This is a genomic window from Pseudomonas sp. Eth.TT006, assembly GCF_054456575.1.
The window spans coordinates 394613-409098 of the sequence record NZ_JBTJEN010000002.1 but is presented as its reverse complement, the minus strand read 5'-3'; the positions used below and the strand labels follow the sequence as shown (position 1 = coordinate 409098).

12 protein-coding genes are annotated in these 14486 nt (G+C 62.3%); all 12 read right to left on the bottom strand.

Annotated elements, in window-relative coordinates; all coding sequences use genetic code 11:
- Positions 1 to 40: 40 nt before the first annotated feature.
- The 12 genes from ACXR0M_RS05020 to ACXR0M_RS04965 all read right to left on the bottom strand — a co-directional run bounded on the left by ACXR0M_RS05020 (position 41) and on the right by ACXR0M_RS04965 (position 14275).
- A complete protein-coding gene (locus ACXR0M_RS05020; RefSeq protein ID WP_003222055.1) occupies positions 41 to 1318 on the bottom strand; it encodes a flavohemoglobin expression-modulating QEGLA motif protein in 1278 nt (425 codons plus the stop codon).
- Positions 1319 to 1342: 24 nt separating this feature from the next.
- Complete coding sequence (locus ACXR0M_RS05015) at positions 1343 to 1900, bottom strand: hypothetical protein (protein WP_458830483.1); 558 nt, start codon at positions 1898 to 1900, stop codon at positions 1343 to 1345.
- Positions 1901 to 2055: 155 nt separating this feature from the next.
- Entirely contained in the window at positions 2056 to 2760 is a 705-nt protein-coding gene (locus tag ACXR0M_RS05010) for a TetR/AcrR family transcriptional regulator (RefSeq protein ID WP_458830481.1), read from the bottom strand.
- A 118-nt stretch (positions 2761 to 2878) separates the two neighbouring features.
- Entirely contained in the window at positions 2879 to 4381 is a 1503-nt protein-coding gene (gene lysS, locus ACXR0M_RS05005; RefSeq protein ID WP_458830479.1) for a lysine--tRNA ligase, read from the bottom strand.
- A gap of 115 nt (positions 4382 to 4496) precedes the next feature.
- A protein-coding gene (prfB, locus tag ACXR0M_RS05000; protein WP_458830478.1) for a peptide chain release factor 2 occupies positions 4497 to 5592 on the bottom strand; the annotation gives its coding sequence in 2 pieces (ribosomal slippage) (positions 4497 to 5519 and positions 5521 to 5592; 1095 coding nt in all).
- A gap of 237 nt (positions 5593 to 5829) precedes the next feature.
- The gene (locus ACXR0M_RS04995; RefSeq protein WP_458830476.1) at positions 5830 to 6831 is read right to left on the bottom strand and encodes a diguanylate cyclase domain-containing protein; all 1002 of its coding nucleotides are present in this window, start codon (positions 6829 to 6831) and stop codon (positions 5830 to 5832) included.
- Positions 6832 to 6879: 48 nt separating this feature from the next.
- Positions 6880 to 7890, bottom strand: coding sequence for a chemotaxis-specific protein-glutamate methyltransferase CheB (gene cheB / locus ACXR0M_RS04990; RefSeq protein WP_458830473.1), 1011 nt, complete (start codon positions 7888 to 7890; stop codon positions 6880 to 6882).
- Positions 7887 to 10175 (bottom strand): response regulator, encoded by a 2289-nt coding sequence (locus ACXR0M_RS04985; RefSeq protein ID WP_458830472.1) that lies wholly within the window; start codon positions 10173 to 10175, stop codon positions 7887 to 7889. Before ACXR0M_RS04985 ends, cheB begins: the two co-directional genes overlap by 4 nt.
- Positions 10172 to 10867 carry a chemotaxis protein CheW gene (locus tag ACXR0M_RS04980; RefSeq protein WP_458830470.1) on the bottom strand — a complete coding sequence of 232 codons (696 nt, stop codon included), beginning with the start codon at positions 10865 to 10867 and terminating at the stop codon, positions 10172 to 10174. Before ACXR0M_RS04980 ends, ACXR0M_RS04985 begins: the two co-directional genes overlap by 4 nt.
- Entirely contained in the window at positions 10864 to 12138 is a 1275-nt protein-coding gene (locus ACXR0M_RS04975) for a CheR family methyltransferase (RefSeq protein ID WP_458830468.1), read from the bottom strand. The genes ACXR0M_RS04980 and ACXR0M_RS04975 overlap by 4 nt, the downstream gene beginning before the upstream one ends.
- Complete coding sequence (locus ACXR0M_RS04970) at positions 12135 to 12653, bottom strand: chemotaxis protein CheW (RefSeq protein ID WP_458830466.1); 519 nt, start codon at positions 12651 to 12653, stop codon at positions 12135 to 12137. Before ACXR0M_RS04970 ends, ACXR0M_RS04975 begins: the two co-directional genes overlap by 4 nt.
- Positions 12653 to 14275, bottom strand: coding sequence for a methyl-accepting chemotaxis protein (locus ACXR0M_RS04965; protein ID WP_458830464.1), 1623 nt, complete (start codon positions 14273 to 14275; stop codon positions 12653 to 12655). The genes ACXR0M_RS04970 and ACXR0M_RS04965 overlap by 1 nt, the downstream gene beginning before the upstream one ends.
- Positions 14276 to 14486: the final 211 nt, after the last annotated feature.

Below are 14486 nucleotides of genomic sequence, written 5' to 3'. Positions count from 1 at the left end.
GCTGGCAAGCCAGCTCCCACAGGGATTGTGTGCGTGTTGGCTAGAGGATATTGGAGTAATCCGCCTCGATCCGGTCCAGGCTCAAATGATTGAGGAAGTTGGAGAAGCACATCCACGCCGACAGCGCGTTCATGTCGCGGAATTGTTCCGGCAGATACTTCGGTGGCACCACCAGGCCTTCGTCGACCAATTGCCGCAAGGTGCGCATGTCCTCCAGCGTGGTCTTGCCGCAGAACAGCAGCGGCACCTGCTCAAGCTTGCCCTTGCGCACGGCCAACTGAATGTAGTTGTAAACCATGATAAAGCCCTTGAGGTAGGACAAGTCTTTGGTGAATGGCAGACCGGTCGGCGTCGAGCCACGGAACACCCGGCTGGCGTTGCCGTAGCTTTCGGCCATTTCGAAACCCTGCTCGCGGAAGAACTCGAACACCTGCAAAAAGTCCGCGCCCTCCTCGACCATGTGGATCGCGCGAGTACGGTTGGTCAGTTTGCGCAAGCGGCTCGGGTAGGAGGCGAAGGTGATAATTTCCATCAGGATCGCCAGGCCTTCCTGGGTCACCGTCGACGAGGGCGGGCCTTTGGACAGGAAGGTGCAGATCGGCTGGTTCAAACCGTTGAGCGTGGTGCCCACATGCACCAGGCCTTCGTGGACTTCCAGCGCGCGCACGTCGCGGTCATTGAACAACGCGTCGGTGCGGATCTTGATGTAGTCGGCGCCCGCCGCCGCGTCGGCGACGATGCCGTCGGACTCGAACACGCGGATGGTTTCCTCGGCCTCGCCGAACACCTTGTTCAAGCGCGTCTGCAGCAGGTGCACGGCGTCCTTGGCGGTGAGAATCTTCGGTTCGTCCTTCAGATCACCGCGGCCATCGATGTTGTTCAGGTAGTCGGACATCATCAGGCCGAGGTCAGCCAGGGTCGGGTCGCCGGCGTGGAACGCGTCGGAGGCGGCGCCGTACAGTTCCTGCGAGATCAGGCCGAAGTCCTCGGTGCCGCGCGCCTCGAGCATGCGCACCACCATGCGGTATTCCTTGCACATGCGCCGCATGATCTGCCCGACCGGGTTGAACTGGCCGAGCTGGCGGGTGATGTCGCGCTCGATGTTCTGGAACTCGAGTTTGACCTTGCTCGAATCGAAACTCAGTGGCCGATTGAGGTAGTAGTCGCGATCCACCGCCGGCATTTCCTTGCCCTTGGCCTTGAGAAAGCCCTTGCGGATGTTCTCGTCCCACTTCACCGCATCGAGGACGCGGATCGGCGTCTGCGCCAGCACAATGCGATCGGACAGCGTGCGTATCGTCTGCTGGTAATCGTCCACCTAAAACTCCTGTCGAAAGCTGAATTATTTGGCGCGGGCCTGGCGCTGATAGCGCGCGGCTTCAACGAATACATCGGAATTGGCCGGATCGTCGAGGTAAGCAAAGACCTTGTCGAGGCTGCTGTCGACTTGCACGCCGTCGCCATCGTCGTCGGTCTGGAAGGCGTGGCCGTCGAGGGCTTGCTGTTTGATCGCCTGATTGATCTGCTCGAGGTCGAGGTTGTACAGCACCAGCTCGTGTTTGTCGGTCAACTCAAAACCGGCAATGGTGTACTGCCCGCCGTAACGCGCCGGGACCTTCGCCGACAGATACCAGCGACTGCCATGGCGCGACACGCTGAACGGATAGGCCTCACGCTCGTGGGGGCGGGCCTTGAACCATGTGACGGCCTGATAGCGATCGGTGCCGACGCGAGTCAGCTCAAGGTTCATCGGCTCGCCCCAGGCATTGGTGCTCGACCACTTGCCCAGCAGGCCCTTGGGCGCCGGTTCATGGGCGGGCAGCGGATCCTTGAAGGTCACCAGACAACCGCTGAGCAGCAGGAACGACAAGGCGATCAGCACGCCACGCCAGGCTTTCATTCAATACTCCCTATGAACACACGGCCCTGTGCATCACCCCATTACCCTGTGGGAGCGGGCTTGCTCGCGAAAGCGGCGTGTCAGGCAACAAAGAAGTTGAATGTCAGACCGCATTCGCGAGCAAGCCCGCTCCCACAGGGTGAAGCAACAGCGAATTACGCAGATGCCAGTACCAGATGCATATACCGCGTCAGAATCCCGAGCATGTCCTGTTCGGCCAAAGGCTCGGCTTCATTGAGCAGGCCCTGATACTCCATCCGTCCGATGATCGCCGTCAACACCTTGGCATCCTGCTGCGGCTCGCGCGAGCCCAGGACCTGGAACAACTGGCAGGTGCCCTGCAGCAGAATCTGTTGGTGGGAGCGCACCAGATCCGCCAGCCGCGGGTTGAGCAGCGCTTCCTGACGGAACGCCTGCTCGGCCATCAGATGTTCACGCCGATTGACCAGTTGCCGGTGCACATAGTCGGCCATCAGCCGCGCAATATCGTCCGCCAGTTGCGAGCGCGACTCGGGGCTGCCGTCGCCGCTGACCACCATCTCGCGCAGCAGGCCTTCGTTGTTGATCCACAGCTTGGCCATGTAGGCCGCACTGCGTTCGACGTACTGGGCGAAGGTATCGGTGAGCAGGTCATCGATGTCCTTGAAGTAATAAGTGGTGGCCGACAGCGGCACGCCGGCCTCGGCGGCCACGGCCCGGTGGCGTACCGCGCGTACTCCGTCACGCACGACAATGCGCATCGCCGCGTCGAGAATGTCCTGACGCCGCTGCTCACTGCCCTGCCGGCTGGCCTTGCGACCCTGGTACTGAACACTTTCAGCGACCGCAGTGGCGATACCCGCTGCACCCTCTTGAGCCATTGCACCGATCACGACAGGCATACCTCTGTTGTTTTCTTCAAAATTAACCATTTGATACGTTTGTACCAGACAGGCAATAAAAAGCCGCCCATTGCAGGCGGCTTTTTTATTGAAACACTTACGCTTGTGGCCGCATGTGCGGGAACAGGATCACATCGCGGATCGACGGCGAGTTGGTCAGCAACATCACCAGGCGGTCGATGCCGATCCCTTCGCCGGCGGTTGGCGGCATGCCGTACTCCAGCGCACGCACGAAGTCAGCGTCGTAGTGCATGGCTTCGTCGTCGCCGGCGTCCTTGTCGGCCACCTGCGCCATGAAACGCTCGGCCTGGTCTTCCGCGTCGTTCAACTCGGAGTAGGCGTTGGCGATTTCACGGCCACCGATAAACAGCTCGAAACGGTCGGTGACGTTCGGGTTGTCGTCATTGCGACGGGCCAGCGGCGACACTTCGAACGGGTACTGGGTGATGAAGTGCGGCTGCTCCAGCTTGTGCTCGACCAGCTCTTCGAAAATCATCACCTGCAGCTTGCCCAGACCTTCGAAGCCCAGCACCTTGGCGCCGGCCTTCTTGGCGATGGCGCGGGCCTTGTCGATGTCGTTCAGGTCATCGGCAGTGATCTCGGGGTTGTACTTGAGGATCGAGTCGAACACCGACAGACGGACGAACGGCTCGCCGAAGTGGAACACCTTGTCGCCGTACGGCACGTCGGTACTGCCCAAGACCAGTTGCGCCAGTTCACGGAACAGTTCTTCGGTCAGGTCCATGTTGTCTTCGTAATCGGCGTACGCCTGATAGAACTCCAACATGGTGAATTCAGGGTTGTGACGAGTCGAAACGCCTTCGTTACGGAAGTTGCGGTTGATCTCAAAGACCTTCTCGAAACCACCGACCACCAGACGCTTCAGATACAGCTCCGGGGCAATACGCAGGAACATTTCCATGTCCAGCGCGTTGTGGTGGGTTTCGAACGGCTTGGCCGCGGCGCCACCCGGGATGGTCTGCAGCATCGGCGTTTCGACTTCGAGGAAGTCGCGCTTCATCAGGAAGCTGCGGATGTGCGCGATCACTTGCGAACGCACGCGGAATGTCTGGCGCACGTCTTCGTTGACGATCAGGTCAACGTAACGCTGACGGTAGCGCTGTTCGGTGTCGGTCAGGCCGTGGTGCTTGTCCGGCAGCGGGCGCAGCGACTTGGTCAGCAGGCGCACGTTGGTCATTTCGACGTACAGGTCGCCCTTGCCGGAACGCGCCAGGGTACCTTCGGCGGCAATGATGTCGCCCATGTCCCAGGTCTTGACCGCGGCCAGGGTTTCCTCGGACAGGGTTTTACGGTTGACGTAGACCTGGATGCGCCCGGTCATGTCCTGGATCACCATGAACGAGCCACGGTTGAGCATGATGCGACCGGCAACCTTGACCGGAATTGCAGCCTCGGCCAGCTCTTCCTTGGTCTTGTCCGCGTACTGTTTCTGCAGTGCATCGCAGTAGTTTTCGCGGCGGAAGTCGTTCGGGAAGGCGTTGCCCTTGGCGCGCTCGGCAGCCAGCTTTTCCTTGCGCAGGGCGATCAGGGAGTTTTCTTCCTGTTGCAGGGCTTGCGGGTCGAGTTGTTGGTCGCTCATGTCTTTAGGTATTCCATCAGGTTCGTTGCCCCCGGGCCCTGCGGCCCGGGGATCGCCAGCAGGGCTGGCTCCTACAGGGATCGAGCCGAATCGCTCGATCCTGTCTCGGCGTCTGTTACAGGCCCGATTTCAGGCTGGCTTCGAGGTATTCGTCGATGTCGCCGTCGAGCACCTTGTCGCAGTCGCTGCGTTCGATGTTGGTGCGCAGATCCTTGATCCGCGACGCATCGAGCACGTAAGAGCGAATCTGGTGACCCCAGCCGATGTCCGACTTGGTGTCTTCCAGCGCTTGCGACGCGGCGTTGCGTTTCTGCATTTCCTGCTCGTACAACTTGGCCCGCAGCATTTTCATGGCGGTGTCCTTGTTGGCGTGCTGGGAACGTTCGTTCTGGCAGCTGACCACGGTGTTGGTCGGTACGTGGGTGATACGTACGGCCGAGTCAGTGGTGTTTACGTGCTGACCACCGGCACCGGAGGAACGATAGGTGTCAATCCGCAGGTCTGCCGGATTGATCTCGATTTCCACCTTGTCATCGATCTCTGGCGAGACGAACACTGCCGAGAACGAGGTGTGGCGACGGTTGCCGGAGTCGAACGGGCTCTTGCGCACCAGACGGTGCACGCCGATCTCGGTACGCAGCCAGCCAAAGGCGTATTCGCCCTTGATGTGCACGGTCGCACCTTTGATACCGGCGACTTCACCGGCCGACAGTTCCATGATGGTCGCTTCGAAACCGCGCTTGTCAGCCCAGCGCAGGTACATGCGCAGCAGGATGTTGGCCCAGTCCTGCGCTTCGGTACCGCCGGAGCCGGCCTGGATGTCCAGGTAGGCGTTGTTCGGGTCCATCTCGTGGCTGAACATGCGGCGGAATTCGAGCTTGGACAGCGACTCTTCGAGGCCTTGCAGGACTTCGACGACGTCGTTGACCGCGCCTTCGTCATTCTCTTCGACAGCCATGTCCAGCAGCTCGCGGCAATCGGCCAGGCCGCCGTTCAGTTCGTCGAGGGTGTCGACGATCTGCGCCAGCGCAGCGCGCTCGCGGCCCAGTTCCTGGGCGTATTCAGGTTTGTTCCAGACTGCAGGATCTTCAAGCTCGCGATTGACTTCGATCAGACGCTCATGCTTTTGATCGTAGTCAAAGATACCCCCGAATAGTTTCGGAGCGCTCGGACAGGTCCTTGATGGTGTTCAGGATCGGGTTGATTTCCATGACGGGCAGCACTCGTTGGCGAACTTTTGAAAGCCGGCGAGTATAACGTAATCAGACTGTCACGGCAGCCCGTCTGGCGGGTCCGGGGGCGAATCGCTTGACATTGACTCGACGCATTTCAAATGTGGGAGCGGGCTTGCTCGCGAAGGCGGCGTGTCAGTCGACATCAATGCTGAATGACACGCCGAATTCGCGAGCAAGCCCGCTCCCACAGGGGATTTGCATCGTCCAGCAGATCTATTCGATACCCACCTGGTTGCGTCCGCTGTTTTTCGCCTTGTACAACCCGCGATCCGCCGCCGAGATCAGCAGCCGGCAATCACTGCCCGCCTGCGGCACCATGGTCGCCAGGCCAATGCTGATGGTCAGGCTCGCCCCGTCGTCCGGGGTGTTGTGCGGAATTTTCAGGGCGGCTACGGTCTGGCGCAGCTTTTCCGCCACCAGCCGCGCGCCACCCGGCGAGGTATTCGGCAGCACCAGGGCAAATTCTTCACCGCCATAGCGCGCCGGCAGATCCGATGGTCGGGCGCTGGCGTCACGAATGGCCGCCGCGACCTTGCGCAGCGCCTCGTCGCCTTCGACGTGGCCAAAGGTGTCGTTGTACGACTTGAAGTAATCGACATCGATCATCAGCAACGACAACTGGCTCTGATCGCGCAACGAACGGCGCCATTCCAGTTCCAGATACTCGTCGAAATGCCGGCGGTTCGACAGCCCGGTCAGGCCATCGGAGTTCATCAGGCGTTGGAGCACCAGGTTGGTGTCGAGCAACTGCTGCTGGCTGACCCGCAGCGCGCGATAAGCCGCATCGCGTTGCAGCAGGGTCATGTAGGAGCGCGAGTGATAACGGATGCGCGCCACCAGTTCGATGGTGTCCGGCAGCTTCACCAGATAATCGTTGGCCCCGGCCGAGAACGCCGCGCTCTTGATCAGCGGGTCTTCCTTGGTCGACAGGACGATGATCGGGATGTCTTTGGTCGCCGGGTGATTGCGGTACTCGCGCACCAGACTCAGGCCATCGAGGCCGGGCATCACCAGGTCCTGCAGAATCACCGTCGGCTTGATCCGCACCGCTTGGGCGATGGCCATGTGCGGGTCGGAGCAGAAGTGGAAGTCGATGTTTTCTTCGTTCGACAGCCCACGGCGCACGGCTTCGCCGATCATCGCCTGATCGTCCACCAACAACACCATGGCGGCGTTTTCGTCGGTTTTAATGTCGTCGATCTGTAAATCATTCATGGGCGGTCACCTGAGTACTGCGGGGGCCAGGATTGCCGATTGACCTGTTCATTTGGGGAAAATCTCCTGCAATCGTGGCGCTATTCTTTCCAGCGGACGTATTTCTACCGCGGCATCAATCGCCGCCGCAGCCTTGGGCATGCCATATACCGCGCTGCTTTGCTGATCCTGCGCGATGGTCAGATAACCCTGCTGGCGCATGAGCTTAAGCCCTTGCGCACCGTCGCGTCCCATCCCGGTCAATAAAACGCCGATCGCATCACCATCCCAATGGTTGGCGACGCTTTCGAAAAACACGTCGATCGAGGGGCGGTAGATCTCGTTGACCGGCTCGGCGGTGTAGGCCAGCGTGCCGTTTTTCAACAAACGAATATGGTGGTTGGTGCCGGCCAGCAACACCGCGCCGGCCTGCGGCGGCTCGCCTTCACGGGCCAGACGCACATCGAGGCCACTGGCACCGGCCAACCATTCGGCCATGCCCGCAGCGAACACCTGATCGACATGCTGCACCAGCACGATGGCGGCCGAGAAACTTCGCGGCAGGCCCTTGAGCAGCACTTCCAGCGCCGCCGGTCCGCCGGCAGACGAGCCGATCGCCACCAGCCGCTTGCACGAACCACCGCTGCGCTGTGGGGTTGGCGCCTGCCGCGTGCGGCTGGGCTTCTCGCCGATCAGCCAGCCGATATTGAGGATCTTGCGCAGCAACGGTGCCGCCGCTTCCCGGGGATCGCCGGCCCCCAGCGCCGGGGTGTCGACCACGTCCAGCGCGCCATGGCCCATGGCTTCGAACACCCGGTGCACGTTCTGCTGACGGTCGACCGTGACGATGACGATGGCGCACGGGGTCTCGGCCATGATCCGTCGGGTGGCCTCGACGCCGTCCATCACCGGCATGATCAGGTCCATCAGGATCAGATCCGGGGTATTTTCGGCGCACAGTCGCACCGCCTCGGCGCCATTGTTTGCCACCCACACCACCTGATGCGCCGGCTCGAAGGCCAGCGCCCGACGCAGCGCCTCCACCGCCAGAGGCATGTCGTTGACGATTGCGATTTTCATGCCCGCGCTCCTCCAATGAGCTCAACCACTGCATCAAGCAGGGCGTCGTCATGAAAACTGGCCTTGGCTAAATAATAGTCGGCCCCGGCGTCCAGTCCACGACGGCGATCCTCTTCACGATCCTTGTAAGAAACCACCATCACCGGCAGCGATTGCAGGCGGTTGTCGCGGCGCAACAGGGTCACCAGCTCGATACCATCCATGCGCGGCATGTCGATGTCGGTGATCAGCAAATCGAAGTCCTCCGAACGCAAGGCGTTCCAGCCGTCCATGCCATCCACCGCGACCGCCACGTCATAGCCGCGATTGAGCAGCAGCTTGCGTTGCAGCTCGCGCACGGTGAGCGAATCGTCGACCACCAGAATCCGTTTGCGCGCTGCTTCGGCGGCCTGATTGCCATGCCGCGCGATGCGCTCCAGGCGCCCGGTATTGAGCAATTTGTCCACCGAACGCAGCATGTCTTCGACATCGACGATCAGCACCACCGAACCGTCGTCGAGCAGCGCCCCGGCGGAAATGTCCTGCACCTTGCCCAGCCGCTCATCCAGCGGCAGCACCACCAGCGTTCGCTCGCCGACAAAGCGCTCGACCGCCACCCCGTAGATCGCGTCGCGCTCGCGGATCACCACGACTTTGAGGGTCTCGCCGCTGCTCTGGCTTGCCGGTCGATTCAGCAACTGACTGGCCGCGACCAGCCCGACATGCCGGCCTTCATGCCAGAAATGCTGGCGGCCCTCGATCTGCACGATGTCCTGCGGCGCCAGATCGCACATGCGTTCGATGTGCGCCAACGGAAAGGCGTAGGCCTCCTCGCCGACTTCCACCACCAGACTGCGCACCACCGACAGGGTCAGCGGCACCTCCAGATGAAAGCGGCTGCCCTCGCCCGCCGTCTGCTCCAAGACCACCGCACCGCGCAGTTGCCGGACCATGTGTTGCACCGCGTCGAGACCGACGCCGCGCCCGGAGACTTCGGTGACCGTGTCGCGCAGGCTGAAGCCCGGTAGAAACAGGAAAGTCAGCAACTCTTCCTCGCTCAACTGCGCGGCGGTTTCGGCCGGCGACAACTGACGCTCGACGATGCTGCGGCGGACCTTTTCCAGATCGACGCCATTGCCGTCATCGCTCAGCTCCAGCACCAGCAGACCGGCCTGGTGCGAGGCGCGCAGGCGGATCAGGCCTTCCTCGGGTTTGCCCTTGAGCAGGCGTTGCTCCGGCGACTCGATACCGTGGTCAACCGCGTTGCGCAGCAGATGCGTCAGCGGCGCTTCGAGTTTTTCCAGCACATCGCGATCGACCTGGGTCTTCTCGCCTTCGATCTCCAGCCGCACCTGTTTGCCGAGGCTGCGCCCCAGATCGCGGACCATGCGCACCTGACCGGTCAGCACGTCAGCGAACGGGCGCATGCGGCAGGCCAGCGCGGTGTCGTAAAGCACTTGTGCGCGCTGGCTGGCCTGCCAGGCGAATTCGTCCAGTTCAGCGTTCTTCTCCGCGAGCAATTGCTGCGACTCGGCCAGCAGACGCCGCGCATCTTCAAGCGCTTCCTGGGCTTCGAGGCTCAACGCGTGCTCCTTGAGGTGCACGTTAAGGCTTTCCAGCGCACGCAGGCCGTTGTTCTGCATACGTTTGAGGCGCTGCATGGTCGCCAGATGCGGCTTGAGGCGCTGGGTTTCCACCAGCGATTTGCTCGACAGATCGAGCAGACTGTTCAGGCGTTCGGCGGTGACCCGCAGCACGCGCTCGCCACCTTCGGTGGTGCGCTTGTTCTTGCGCGGGACCGGCACAGAGGTTTCCAGCGCGGTATCAAGCACTGGCGCCAAGGGATCAAGCGCAACAGGCATCGGTGCCTGCATCTGCAATTCGGCCATGACCTGCGGCGCAACGAGGGGCGCCGCCGACGGGTCGAGCAGGCGCCCCATCAGCGCCACATAGGCCTCGATGTCGGTCGCTTGCGGAGCATTGGCCGGCGTGGCAATGCGCATCAGCAGATCGGTGCCTTGCAGCAGCGCATCGATGTGTTCCGGACGCAGCAACAATCGCCCTTCCTGGGCGCTGACCAGACAATCTTCCATCACATGCGCGACGCTGACGCCGCTGTCGATGCCAACGATGCGCGCCGCGCCCTTGAGCGAGTGCGCCGCGCGCATGCACGACTCCAGATAATCGGCCTGGGTCGGATTGCGCTCCAGCGCCAGCAGCCCGCTGCTGAGCACTTGGGTCTGGGCCTCGGCTTCGAGGCTGAACAGCTCCAGCAGCGAGGCGTCGCGCATTTGCTCGGGGGTCATGTGAGGCTCCGGGTCACGGCGGACAACAACTGTTCTTCATCCAGCCAACGCAGGCTGCGCCCGCGGAATTGCAGAACACCACGGGTGTATTTGGCGCTGGCCGCGCTGCTGTGGTCCGCGCCGGCACGCGACGCGGCGTCGAGAATGCGTTCGTCGATGGCATGGATGCCGTCGACCTCGTCCACCGGCACCACCACCGGCCCGCCGTGGGCGGCGATGATCAGCATGCGCGGCATGACCCGCGCGCCGCTGACCGGTGCGGCGTTGCCATCGAGGTCAAGCAATTCGACCAGCGACAGGCAGGCCACCAGCGCCCCGCGCACGTTCGCCACACCGAGCAAGGCCCGCGAACGCTGGTGTGGCAAGGAGTGAATCGCCTGCAGCGGCGCCACCTCCACCAGACTGCGGGTTGCCAGGCCCAGCCATTCTTCGCCGAGGCGGAACATCAGCAGCGAGCGGGTTTTGACATCACTTTCGACCGCTATGGCGACCGGGTCGCGTTCATCCTGCTGCAACGCATAGCGGTCGAGCAGACGCGTGGCGGCGGCGGAATACACCGCGCAGTTGCGGCAATGAATGTGCTCGGCCAGCAACGGACAGGACTTGTCGCCATGAATGCCGATGCGGTTCCAGCAATCATCGATGGCCCGGGCGTCTTCGTGGGTGACGTTCAAGGTGTCGGACGGGATCATCGTTTACGCTCACTGTCGGCGGTGCGCCCGCTGCGTGCGGCGCGCTCCTGCAATCGTCTGGCACCGGCGCTGTCACCCTGGGCCTGCAACAACGCCGCCAAGTGCATCAACGCCTCGGGGTGTTGCGGTTCAAGGTACAAGGCCTTGCGATAGTAATTCTGGGCTTCGAGCGCCGAGCCGGCCACGTCACTGAGCAGGCCGAGCCAGTAGAACACCTGCGCCACCGGCGGGTGACTGCGCAGGTATTGCTCGCACGCTGCACGGGCCTCGACGCTTTTGCCTTCGTTGGCCAGCGCAGCAATATGGGCCAACAACGTGGCGGCGTCCGGGTTGGCCCTTGGCTTGCTGACGGGCAGCGGTGCTGCGCTGGCGAACGGCCGTGGGCGCACCGGCGCCGGGGGCGGCGGACTGCGCAAGGACTGGCGCACCGTTAGCGGCGTGGGCGTCGGCAATGCCACCGGTTCAGGCTGCGGATCAGCGTGGCGGCTGAAGGCGAACGACTGCGGGATGCCGATCGAGCGCATGCCCAGCCGCCCGAGCAGACTGCCCTCGGCCGGGCCGATAAACAGCACGCCGTCAACGTGCGTCAGACGTTTGAGCACGGCAAACACCTGCTGCTGGGTCGGCTGATCGAAATAGATCAGCAGGTTGCGGCAGAACACAAAATCGAACGGCGGCTCGCTGGCCCACAACGTCGGATCGAGGACATTGCCGACCTGCAGGCGCACCTGCTCACGCACGATTTCGTTGACGCGATGGCCGTCCTGCTCCGCAGTGAAATGCCGCTCGCGAAAGTCCAGATCCTGACCGCGAAACGAGTTCTTGCCGTACAGCGCGCGCCGCGCCTTGTCCACCGACAGCGGGCTGACGTCCATGCCGTCGACCTTGAACTGATGCGGCTTGAGCCCGGCATCAAGCAACGCCATGGCAATCGAATAGGGTTCCTCGCCGGTAGAACACGGCAGGCTGAGGATGCGCAGCGCGCGCATGTTGTTCAATTCGTCGAGGCGCTTGCGCGCCAGTTTGCCCAGGGTGGCGAAGGATTCCGGATAACGGAAAAACCAGGTCTCGGGGACGATCACCGCTTCGATCAGCGCCTGCTGCTCATCTCGGGAACCTTGCAGCAACTGCCAGTATTCGTCGCTGTGCGCCGCTTGCGAAAGCGTGGTGCGCTGACGCACCGCGCGCTCGATGATCGCCGGCCCCACCGAGCTGACATCCAGACCGATGCGCTCCTTGAGGAAGTCGAAAAACCGCTGGTCGCTGCTCATGGCTGTGCCTCAAGTGGCGCGGGGAACAGCAGACTGCGCACGGCGTCATCCAGCAAATCGTTGACCCGCACCCACTGCACCAGCCCTTGGGCATCTTCGCGCACCGGACCGAGGTACGGCGCCTGGCGATTGTCCAGGCCATAAGGCTGAAAATCGTCGGGATTGCAGCGCAGGGTATCGGTCGCCTGCTCGAGGATCAGCCCGAGCCAGTGTGATGGCTGCTGTTCGTCCGGGCGGTAATGCACCAGCACCAGCCGGGTGCTGGTGCGCGCCTCGGCGGCATGGCCAAAAGTCAGGGCACTGAGGTCGAGTACCGGCACCACCGTCCCGCGATAGGCGAACACTCCGGCCACCCAGTGCGGGGCCTGGGCAATCGGTTTCAACGGCAGACGCGGCAGGACTTCGGCCACTTCGGTGGCGCGCAAGGCGTAGCGCTCGTTGCCGATGCGAAACAGCAGGAACAACGCCTGCTTCGCCACCGGTACAGCGCTGCGTTTGGCGGTGATTTCGCTCATCAGACTTTGAATCGCGAAACGCCACTGCGCAGCCCGACGGCCACCTGGCTCAGTTCGTCGATGGCAAAACTGGCCTGACGCAACGACTCGACGGTCTGGCTGCTGGCATCACCCAACTGCACCAGCGCATGGTTGATCTGTTCGGCGCCAGTGGCCTGGGCCTGCATGCCCTCATTGACCATCAACACCCGTGGCGCCAGCGCCTGCACCTGATGGATGATCTGCGACAGTTGCTCGCCGACCTGCTGCACCTCGGCCATGCCGCGGCGCACTTCCTCGGAGAACTTGTCCATGCCCATCACCCCGGCCGACACCGCCGACTGGATCTCGCGAACCATTTGTTCAATGTCATAAGTGGCAACGGCGGTCTGGTCCGCCAGACGCCGTACTTCAGTGGCGACCACGGCAAAACCGCGACCGTACTCACCGGCCTTCTCGGCCTCGATGGCGGCGTTGAGCGACAGCAGGTTGGTCTGGTCGGCGACCTTGACGATGGTCACCACCACCTGATTGATGTTGCCGGCCTTCTCGTTGAGGATCGCCAGTTTGGCGTTGACCAGATCGGCCGCGCCCATCACCGAGTGCATGGTGTCTTCCATGCGTGCCAGACCTTGCTGGCCGGAGCCGGCGAGCACCGAGGCCTGATCGGCGGCGGTGGACACTTCGGTCATGGTGCGCACCAGATCGCGCGAGGTGGCGGCGATTTCCCGCGAGGTCGCGCCGATCTCGGTGGTGGTGGCCGCGGTTTCGGTGGCGGTGGCCTGTTGCTGTTTGGAGGTGGCAGCGATCTCGGTCACCGAGGTGGTCACCTGCACCGACGAACGCTGGGCCTGGGACACCAGCGAGGTCAGCTCGGTCATCATGTCGTTGAAGCCAGTCTCCACCGCGCCGAACTCGTCCTTGCGTTCCAGGTTCAGACGGCTGCTCAAGTCGCCGGTGCGCATGATGTCGAGGATTTTCACGATGCGGTTCATCGGTGCCATGATCGCGCGCATCAGCAGCAAGCCGCAGGCGCCGGCCGCCAGCACCGCCACCAGCAACGAAACGAACATGCTGACTTTGGCCGCCGCCACCGCCTCGTCGATGTTGGCCATGGCCTGATCGGCGACTTTCTTGTTTTCGCCAATGATGTCGTTGAGTTTCATGCGGCCGGCGTACCAGGCTGGCGTCAGCTTCTCACTGAACAGCTTGACGGCCTCGGCTTCCAGATTGCGCTTGTGCAGGTCCAGCACCTGATCCTGGATCTGCATGTAAACCTCGTGGTCCTTCTCGAACGCAGCGAACTCGACACGGTCCTCGTCAGTCGTGACGGTGTTGCGGTAGTTGGCCATCTGTTCTTGCAGACGGTTCTCGAACGCCTTGTAGTCCGCGGCATCTTCGTTGCTGATGCCCTGCCCTTCCTTGAGCCCGAGCAGTTCCTGGGTCTGCAGATAGCTGTCGACCCACGCCCCACGAATCATCGAGCTGTAATAAACGCCGGGAACCGCGTCATCGCGCACGCTGCTTTCACTGGCTTCGATCTTCAGCAACCGTGAATAAGAGACGACGACCATCAACAACATGATCGCGATAATCACCGCAAAGCTCGCCAAAATGCGTTGGCGCAACGTCCAGTTCTTCACAGTGATTCCTCATGCGTCAGTCGAAATGCGGGGAGTATAGCCGAGGGCGCTGTTTCATTTATAAGACGCTTTTTAACCCCCGGGCCTGCCCGGAGTGGTTGTCGGCAAGGCTCTGGGTTGCGACTGTCCGCCAATCCGGGGCTGGCGTGCCAGTGATGGATCGGTAAAAAGGGGCGATGGATTGGTCATTGCTGGCGCTGTGACGCTACAA